This window comes from Paractinoplanes maris, from assembly GCF_023544465.1.
GTDB classification, from domain to species: Bacteria; Actinomycetota; Actinomycetes; order Mycobacteriales; family Micromonosporaceae; genus Actinoplanes; species Actinoplanes maris.
Genome location: NZ_JALPVL010000002.1, coordinates 706269 through 715497, shown reverse-complemented (window position 1 = coordinate 715497; position 9229 = coordinate 706269). Strand labels below are relative to the sequence as shown.

Here is a 9229-nt window from a genome sequence, read left to right as displayed (position 1 = left end):
GTGGGTACGTTCACCGGCTCGTTCAAGGGCTTCGGGGTGACCTTCGCGCACATGTTCCGCAAGGTCATCACGACCGACTACCCGTTCACACCGCCGACGCCGGCGCCGCGTTACCACGGCCGGCACATCCTCAACCGGCACCCGGACGGCCTGGAGAAATGCATCGGCTGCGAGCTGTGCGCCTGGGCCTGCCCGGCCGACGCCATCTATGTCGAGGGCGCCAACAACACCGACGAGGAGCGTTACTCGCCGGGGGAGCGCTACGCCGGGATCTACCAGATCAACTACGCCCGCTGCATCTTCTGCGGGCTCTGCATCGAGGCCTGCCCGACCCGCTCGCTCACCATGAGCAACGAGTACGAGCTGGCCCGCGACAGCCGCCAGGACCTGATCTTCACGAAGAAGGAACTGCTGGCCCCGCTGCTGCCCGGCATGGAGCAGCCGCCGCACCCGATGCGCCTGGGCGAGACCGACAAGGACTACTACCTCGGCGCGCTGACCAACCCGGGCACCTCGGTCGGTGCCGAGCGGGCGCCCTGGTCGGAGTCGGGCACCGACGACGCGGCGACGGCCATCGACGTCGACTCCCGGCCCGAGACGGCGGGCACGCTGCGCCGTCCCGGCCAATCGACGAAGGAGGCGGTGTGATGGACCACGTCTCCACCGGCGAGGCCGTCGCCTTCTGGATCCTCGGCTCGCTCGCCGTCATCGGCGCGCTCGGCATGGTGCTGGCCCGCAACGCGGTCCACTCCGCCCTGTGGCTCGTGGTGACGATGCTCTGCCTGGGCTTCCTCTACGTGGTCAACTCGGCGCCGTTCCTGGGCGCGGTGCAGATCATCGTCTACACCGGCGCGATCATGATGCTGTTCCTGTTCGTGATCATGCTGGTCGGCCGGGACGCCTCGGACTCGCTGATCGAGACGCTGCGCGGCCAGCGGGTCGCCGCGATCCTGCTCGGCGCCGGCTTCGCCGCGCTGGTCGCGACCGGACTGGCCCGCTCGCTGGGCGGCACCACGGCCGTCGGGCTGACCGACGCCAACGCCGACGGGAACGTGCAGGGGCTGGCCTCGCTGCTGTTCACCCGTTACGTGTTCGCCTTCGAGGTGACCTCGGCGCTGCTGATCACCGCGGCCGTCGGTGCGATGATCATGGCCCACGTCGAGCGCAACAAGGCCGACGTCGTCAACCAGGCGACCCGGATGAAGCTGCGGTTCCGGCCGGGCAACTACCCCGGTCCCAAGCCCGGCCCCGGCGTCTACGCCAACACGATGTCGGTCGCCGCGCCGGCCAAGCTCCCCGACGGCAACGGCGCCGAGCGCAGCATCTCCCAGATCCTCCCGCTCCGGGAGCTCACCGCCGATGAGGCAGCTCCGAAGGGAACGGAGAAATGACCCCCGACTACTACCTCGTGCTCGCGGCGATCCTGTTCACGATCGGCGCCGCCGGGGTGCTCGTCCGCCGCAACGCGATCGTGCTGTTCATGTGCATCGAGCTCATGCTCAACGCCGCGAACCTCGCGCTGGTCACGTTCAGCCGCATCAACGGCACCCTGGACGGCCAGATCATCTCGTTCTTCGTGATGGTCGTCGCGGCTGCCGAGGTCGTGGTGGGCCTGGCCATCATCATGTCGATCTTCCGTACGCGGCGCTCGGCGAGCGTCGACGACGCGAACCTTCTGAAGTACTAAAGGGGCCTTCACGTGGAACAGACAGTGGAGTTCGCCCCCGCGTCGGGGGTGCTGAGCGGGATCTGGCTGCTCGTGGCCATTCCGCTGGCCAGCGCCGCCATCCTGTTGCTGCTCGGCAAGCGGGCCGACAAGTGGGGGCACTGGCTCGGTGTGCTTTCGGTGGCCGCCACCTTCGTGCTCGGGCTGGTCTTCTTCCTCAACCTGAGCGGGCTGGACGCGGAACGGCGCTCGGCGCAGATCAGCCTGTGGGACTTCATGGCGGTCGGGAACCTGCACGTCGACTTCGGGTTGCTGTTCGACCCGCTGGCCGGCGTCTTCGTTCTGCTGATCACCGGCGTCGGCTCGCTGATCCACCTGTACGCGGTCGGCTACATGGAGCACGACCCGGGCCGCCGCCGCTTCTTCGGCTACTTCAACCTCTTCGTCGCGGCGATGTTGCTGCTCGTCCTGGGCAACAACTACGTGATGCTCTACTTCGGCTGGGAGGGCGTCGGTCTCGCGTCCTACCTGCTGATCTCGTTCTGGTACACCCGCCCGTCCGCGGCCACCGCGGGCAAGAAGGCGTTCCTGATGAACCGGGTCGGCGACGCCGGCCTGGCCATCGGCATCTTCCTGATGTTCGCCACGCTCGGCACGACCCAGTACGACGAGGTCTTCGGCAACGTCAGCGCGCTGAGCTCGACGACGGTGCTGGTCCTCGGCCTTCTGCTGCTGCTCGGCGCGGCCGGCAAGTCCGGTCAGTTCCCGCTCCAGGCCTGGTTGCCGGACGCGATGGAGGGCCCGACTCCGGTCTCGGCCCTGATCCACGCGGCGACGATGGTCACCGCGGGCGTCTACCTGATCGCCCGCTCGCACGCCATCTTCACCGCGAACACCGTGCTGCAGACGGTCGTGGTCAGCGTGGGCGCGCTCACGCTGCTGATGGGCTGCATCATCGGCGCGGCCAAGGACGACATCAAGCGGGTGCTGGCCTGGTCGACGGTGAGCCAGATCGGCTACATGTTCCTCGGCGTCGGGCTCGGCGGCGGGGCGTACGCCCTGGCGATCATCCACCTGCTGGCGCACGGCTTCTTCAAGGCCAACATGTTCCTCGGGGCCGGCTCGGTCATGCACGGCATGCACGACCAGGTCGACATCCGGCGCTTCGGCGGCCTGCGCAAATACATGAGGTGGACCTGGCTCACCTTCATGATGGGCTGGCTCGCGATCATCGGTATCCCGCCTTTGTCCGGTTACTTCTCCAAGGAGCCGATCATCGCCGCGGCGTTCGAGCGCGGTGACTGGACGTCCTGGTTGTACGGCATGGCGGCACTGCTCGGCGCGGGTCTGACCGCGTTCTACATGACCCGGCTGTTCGTGCTCACGTTCCACGGGCCCGAGCGGTACACCGAGGACAACCAGCACCCGCACGAGTCGCCGTTCATCATGACCGTGCCGCTGATGCTGCTGGCTCTCGGCTCGATCGGGGCCGGCTGGCTGATGTCGACCTCGGTGCCCGACTGGCTGGAGCCGGTCTTCGGCGCGGAGGAGGCCCCGCACGAGGCGGTCCTGTCGCACACGCTGATCACCATCCTCAGCCTGGTGGTGACGGTGCTCGGGGCGGGTCTGGCCTGGGCCATGTTCCGCCGGGGGACCGCGCTCGAGCCCCAGCCGGCCGGGGTCGTGGTCACCGCGGCCCGCCGCAACCTCTACACCGACGCGATCAACGAGGCGGTGTTCGAGCGGCCCGGCATCTATCTCACCCGGGCGCTGGTCTTCCTCGACAACAAGGGCATCGACGGTCTGGTCAACGGCATCGCGGCCGGCATCGGCGGCACGTCCGGCCGGCTCCGCCGGCTGCAGACCGGCTTCGTCCGCTCGTACGCCCTCTCGATGCTCACCGGTGCCGTTCTTGTCGTCGGCGCCTTCCTCGCGATCCAGCTTGGGTGGTTGGCGTGACCGACTTTCCGTTCCTGTCCATCCTGACATTGCTGCCCTTGGTGGGCGCCGTTGTCGTGGCGCTCATCCCGAAGCAGAAGGCCGAGCTGGCCAAGACCATCGCGTTCGGGTGGTCGCTGGTCGTGCTCGTGCTCAGCATCGTCATGTGGATCGCCTTCCAGGCGGGCGGCGACCGCTTCCAGTTCCGTGAGTCGTACGCCTGGATCCCCTCGTGGGACGCCCGGTTCACGTTCGCGGCCGACGGCATCGCGCTCGTCATGCTGATGCTGATCGCGATCCTCTTCCCGGTCGTGATCCTGGCGTCCTGGCATGACGTCGAGAAGAGCAACCGCTCCGCCCCGATCTACTTCTCGCTGCTGCTGGCCTTCGAGTTCACGATGATCGGCGTCTTCGCGGCCGCCGACGTCTTCCTGTTCTACGTGTTCTTCGAGATCATGCTGATCCCGATGTACTTCATCATCGGGTCGTTCGGCGGGCCCCGACGCCAGTACGCGGCGGTCAAGTTCTTCCTCTACAGCCTGGTCGGCGGTCTGTTCATGCTGGCCGCGGTGATCGGGCTGTGGGTGGTCGGTGGCAAAACGTTCGACTTCGGCAACCTGGCTCAGGCGGCCGGCTCGATCGACCAGAACACGGCCCGCTGGCTGTTCCTCGGCTTCTTCGTCGCGTTCGCCATCAAGGCCCCGTTCTTTCCGTTCCACACCTGGCTGCCGGATGCCGGTGGTGCGGCCCCGGCCGGCGCGGCGGCCCTGCTCGTCGGCGTGATGGACAAGGTCGGCACCTTCGGGATCCTGCGCTACTGCCTCTCGCTGTTCCCGGAGGCGTCGCGCTGGTTCGCTCCGGCGGCCCTGGTGCTCGGCGTCATCGGCATCATCTACGCCGCCCTGCTCGCGGTCGGCCAGAACGACCTGAAGCGGCTGGTGTCGTACACGTCGATCGCGCACTTCGGCTTCATCGGCATCGGCATCTTCGCCTTCACCACCCAGGCCGGCACGGGCGCGGTGCTCTACATGGTGAACCACGGTCTCGCGACCGGCCTGCTGTTCATCGTGGTCGGCATGTTCATCGCCCGCCGCGGCTCCAGTTTGATCAGCGACTTCGGCGGCGCCGGCAAGCTCGTGCCGGTTCTCGCCGGGGTGTTCTTCTCCGCCGGTCTGGCCTCGCTCGCGCTGCCCGGCACGGCGCCGTTCATCAGCGAGTTCCTGGTGCTGATCGGCACCTTCACCGTGCACCCGGCGTACGCCGTGGTGGCGACGGCCGGCATCATCCTGGCCGCCGCCTACGTGCTCTGGATGGTGCAACGCACCACGCAGGGCGAGCTCAACCCGGCCCTCACCGAGGTGCCGGAGATGCGCAAGGACATCACGCTCCGCGAAAAGGTCGTGGTGGCCCCGCTGGTTCTGCTGATCATCCTGCTCGGCTTCTATCCCAAGCCGGTCACCGATGTGATCAACCCGGCGGTGGAGGCGACCATGCAGGACGTCGGCGTCCAGGATCCGGGGCCGACAGCGGTCGTCGCTAATGAAAGGGTGGCGCGCTAGCCATGGGAGACCTGAAACTGCCCGGCATCGACTACGGCGCGCTGTTGCCGATGCTGATCCTCTTCGGGGCGGCGTGTGTCGGCATCCTGATCGAGGTGTTCGCGCCTCGCCGGTCGCGCAATGTGATCCAGCTGAGCTTCGCGTTCCTGGCCGTGGCGGCGTCGTTCGTCGCGGTGGTGGCCCAGCACAACACCCGCAAGATCACGATCGGCGGTGCGGTCGCCGTCGACGGCCCGACGCTCTTTCTGCAGGGCTCGATCCTCGCCCTCGGCGCGGTGTCGCTGATGCTGATCGGTGAGCGCTCGATCGAGCGGGGCGGCCCGTTCGTCTCGCAGGCGGCGATCACCGTCGGCTCGCAGAAGGACCTCAAGCAGGCCGGCGACCAGCCCGGTGCCACCGAGGTCTACCCGCTGACCCTCTTCGCACTCGGCGGCATGCTGCTCTTCGTCGCCGCGAACGACCTGCTCACCATGTTCGTCGCGCTCGAGGTCTTCTCGCTGCCGCTCTACCTGCTGTGCGCGCTGGCCCGCCGTCGGCGCCTGCTCAGCCAGGAGGCCGCCCTCAAGTACTTCCTGCTCGGCTCGTACGCCTCGGCGTTCTTCCTGTTCGGCGTGGCCCTGATCTACGGCTTCTCGGGCGGCATCGCGCTCTCCCAGGTGCACGCCGCGGTGGCCGACCCGCAGCGCAGCCAGGTGCTGCTCTACGGCGGCCTGGCCCTGATCGCGATCGGCCTGCTGTTCAAGGCGGCGCTGGCCCCGTTCCACGTGTGGACGCCGGACGTCTACCAGGGTGCCCCGACGCCGATCACGGCGCTGATGGCGGCCTGCACAAAGGTCGCCGCGTTCGGCGCCCTGCTGCGGATTCTCTACGTGGCGTTCGACGGTGTGCAGTGGGACTTCCAGCCGGTGCTGGGCACGATCGCGGTGCTCACCATGCTCGTCGGCGCGGTCCTGGCGATCACCCAGACCGACATGAAGCGCCTGCTGGCCTACTCCTCGATCGCCAACGCCGGCTACCTGCTGGTCGGTGTCCTCGCGCTCAACGAGGAGGGGCTCAGCAGCACGATGTTCTACCTGGTGGCGTACGGGTTCTCGGTCCTCGCCGCCTTCGGCATCGTGACCCTGGTGCGGGACGCGGACGGGGAGGCCACCCACCTCGCCCGCTGGGCCGGTCTGGGGCGCAAGAGCCCGCTGGTCGCGGCCGCCTTCACGTTCATCCTGCTGGCCTTCGCGGGCATCCCGCTGACCAGTGGGTTCACGGCGAAGTTCGCGGTCTTCGGGGCGGCCATCGAGGGTGGTCAGACCTGGCTGGTCGTGTTCGGCGTGGTCACCAGCATGCTGCTGGCCTTCCCGTACCTGCGGGTGGTCGTGCTGCTGTGGCTGTCCGAGCCCAACGAGTCGACGCCGACGGTGTCGATCCCGGGCTTCCTGACGTCGGCCGCGCTGGTCATCGGGGTGGTCGCGACGTTCGCCCTGGGTGTCGTGCCGGCTCCGCTGATCGACCTGACCCGGGACGCCGCGCAGTTCGTCCGCTGAGTTCACAGGGAAAGCCCCGGGCAGTGATGCCCGGGGCTTTTTTGTTGCAATCGGCTCAGCCGGCGCCGCTGACTCAGCGCGTGCGGCCGGCTGGCTCAGCGGGTGCGGCCGGCTGGCTCAGCGGGTGCGGCCGGCTGGCTCAGCGGGTGCGGCCGGCTGGCTCAGCGGGTGCGGCCGGCTGGCTCAGCTGGTGCGGTCGGCGATGAAGTCGCAGAGGTCCTCGAGCGCGCGCCGGGCATCGCCCGTCGGCAGTGGCCGCAGGGCGGCACGCGCCTCCTCGGCGTAGGTGCGCACGGTCTCCCGCGCCTTTTTCATCGCGGCCGACTCGCGCAGCAGCGTCAGCGCCTCGGCGTGCCGGTCGTCATCGGTGATCGGGCCGGCGGCCAGCAGCTCGCGCAGCCGCACCGCCGAAGCGTCGGTGTCGTCACCGGCCAGCGCGTAGAGCACGGGCAGCGTCGGCACACCCTCGCGCAGGTCGGTGCCGGGAGTCTTGCCCGATTGCACCGACTCGGAGGCGATGTCGAGCAGGTCGTCGGAGAGCTGGAAGGCGATGCCGATCGTCTCGCCATAGGCGGCCAGGGCCTCGACGACCTCGGCCGGAGCCCCCGAGAACAGACCGCCGAAGCGCGCCGACGTGGCGATCAGCGACGCCGTCTTCTCCGTGATGACGTGCAGGTAGTGCTCGATCGGATCGGTGCCGCGCGGGCCCACCGTCTCGGCGATCTGGCCGTGCACCAGCCGCGCGAACGTGCGCGCCTGCAGGTGGACCGCCTCGGGCCCCAGGGAAGCGGCCAGATCGGCGGCCTGGGCGAACAGATAGTCGCCGACCAGGATCGCCACCGAATTGCCCCAGCGGGCATTGGCGCTGGGTGCGCCACGACGCACGGGTGCCTCGTCCATGACGTCGTCGTGATAGAGCGTCGCCAGATGGGTCAGCTCGACGACATTGGCCGCGGCGATGATCTCGGGCGCGGTCGGGTCGCCGAACTGGGCGCCGAGCGCCACCAGCATCGGCCGGAACCGCTTGCCGCCCGCGTCGGCGAGATGGCGTGCGGCCTCGGCCACGAGGGGGTCGGCGCTGGCCACGTTGGCCCGCAGCGACTCCTCCACGGCGGTCAGCGTCGCCGACACCGACGCATCGACCGCGGGATCGATGTCGAGGCCGAGCGACGACAGCGTCAGGTCACCGGTGCTCACCACGCTTTCACGATGCCACATGGGTCGGACGAGCACGGCCCCAGGGGTATCGCCGACAAGATCAAAATCTTGATCTGGCACAAGCTCACGAGCCGGCGTGCCGCCGCAGGAGATGGCTCCCGGCCAGCATGGCCACCGCGGCCCCCAGCATGGCGATCGCCGCGACCACCCACATGGTCGGGTAGCTCGTCGTCGTGGCCAGCGTGCCCAGCCCGAGCGGGCCCAGGCAGCCCCCCGCATACACGCCGGTCTGGGTGATAGAGGTGGCCGCCGCCGGTGCCTGCGGGTGCAGCCGGACGACCGCGAAGTTCATCAGGCCGGGCCAGGCCCAGCCGAACCCGAAGCCGAGCACCACCCCGGCGACGAGCGGCAGGCTACCGGGCGCGGCCAGCAGCCCCAGCCCGAGCGCTCCGGCCAGCAGCAGACCCGAGATCATCGTGATCGAGCGGTCCGGCCACCGGTCGGCGAGCCAGCCGCCGAGCACGCGGGAAGTCACACAGACCGCGCTACCCAACGTAAGGGACAGACCGGCCGGACCCGGCGAAATACCGCGAGCTACCGCTGAGTCGACGAGGAAAGTGCCGAGCGCGTTGGCCGACCCGGAGGCGAGAGTGGCGCCCACGCCGATGACGATCAGCGCCCCGGTTGCCCGCTTCGCCGTGCTCTTCGCCCGTTTCGCGGCGGTCTCGCGTTCGTCCGGCACCAGCAGGAGCGCGCCCGCCGCCAGTCCGGCCATGAAGACGAAGGCCCACCGCCAGCCCAAGGTCAGCGCGACCACCGGAACGGCGGCTCCGGAGAGCAGCGTCGCGACCGGGATGGCCGCCTGCTTGATGCCGAACGACAGTCCCTGTCGCCGTGGCGGTACGTGCCGGGACAGGGCCGTGTTGCTCGCCAGCTGACCCATCGCGTTGGCCCCGGCGCCGAGCGCCAGAATCAGAATGAGACTCCACAGTGTATTGGCGAACGCGGCTACGCCGAGCAACGAAGCCACGGACAGGATGATCCCGGCGCGGGACACCCGGGTGGCCCCGAAGCGTTCGACCAGATAGCCGGCCGGGAGCGAGGCGAGCGCGCTGGCGCCGAAGTAGGCCGACACCGCGAGCCCGAGGCCGGCCGGCGAAAAGTCGAGCTCGTCGCCGATCTGCACGGCGAGCCCGCCGACGAGGAAGACCGGGACGCTGACCGCGATCGTCGTCGTCAGCGCGCCCACCGACGCCTGGAACGGGCTGGTGGACGCGCTCCGTCCCGAAAGGATCTTGCGCTTGGCCATCACCCGCAGACTAGGCGGACAGAATGCATCCGAGCGCGCTGAGTGCTAATGACCACACGGCTCG

At 69.0% G+C, this 9229-nt stretch carries 8 protein-coding genes; 6 read left to right on the top strand and 2 right to left on the bottom strand.

Annotated elements, in window-relative coordinates; all coding sequences use genetic code 11:
• Genes nuoI through nuoN form a run of 6 tightly spaced genes read left to right on the top strand, consistent with a single transcriptional unit; the run spans position 1 to position 6698 of the window.
• Entirely contained in the window at positions 1–648 is a 648-nt protein-coding gene (nuoI, locus tag NAG42_RS08250; protein ID WP_250029210.1) for an NADH-quinone oxidoreductase subunit NuoI, read from the top strand.
• Positions 648–1391, top strand: coding sequence for an NADH-quinone oxidoreductase subunit J (locus tag NAG42_RS08245; RefSeq protein WP_250029209.1), 744 nt, complete (start codon positions 648–650; stop codon positions 1389–1391). The genes nuoI and NAG42_RS08245 overlap by 1 nt, the downstream gene beginning before the upstream one ends.
• A complete protein-coding gene (gene nuoK, locus NAG42_RS08240; RefSeq protein ID WP_023357573.1) occupies positions 1388–1687 on the top strand; it encodes an NADH-quinone oxidoreductase subunit NuoK in 300 nt (99 codons plus the stop codon). The genes NAG42_RS08245 and nuoK overlap by 4 nt, the downstream gene beginning before the upstream one ends.
• A 12-nt stretch (positions 1688–1699) precedes the next feature.
• Complete coding sequence (gene nuoL, locus NAG42_RS08235; RefSeq protein WP_250029208.1) at positions 1700–3625, top strand: NADH-quinone oxidoreductase subunit L; 1926 nt, start codon at positions 1700–1702, stop codon at positions 3623–3625.
• Positions 3622–5163, top strand: a complete 1542-nt coding sequence (locus NAG42_RS08230) for an NADH-quinone oxidoreductase subunit M (RefSeq protein WP_250029207.1) — start codon at positions 3622–3624, stop codon at positions 5161–5163. Before nuoL ends, NAG42_RS08230 begins: the two co-directional genes overlap by 4 nt.
• A 2-nt stretch (positions 5164–5165) precedes the next feature.
• A complete protein-coding gene (nuoN, locus tag NAG42_RS08225; RefSeq protein WP_250029206.1) occupies positions 5166–6698 on the top strand; it encodes an NADH-quinone oxidoreductase subunit NuoN in 1533 nt (510 codons plus the stop codon).
• A 183-nt stretch (positions 6699–6881) separates the two neighbouring features.
• Here the strand turns inward: nuoN and NAG42_RS08220 are convergent, their stop codons facing one another.
• Positions 6882–7916 (bottom strand): polyprenyl synthetase family protein, encoded by a 1035-nt coding sequence (locus NAG42_RS08220; protein WP_250029205.1) that lies wholly within the window; start codon positions 7914–7916, stop codon positions 6882–6884.
• Between the two features lie 64 nt (positions 7917–7980).
• A complete protein-coding gene (locus tag NAG42_RS08215; protein WP_250029204.1) occupies positions 7981–9165 on the bottom strand; it encodes an MFS transporter in 1185 nt (394 codons plus the stop codon).
• Between the last annotated feature and the right edge of the window lie 64 nt (positions 9166–9229).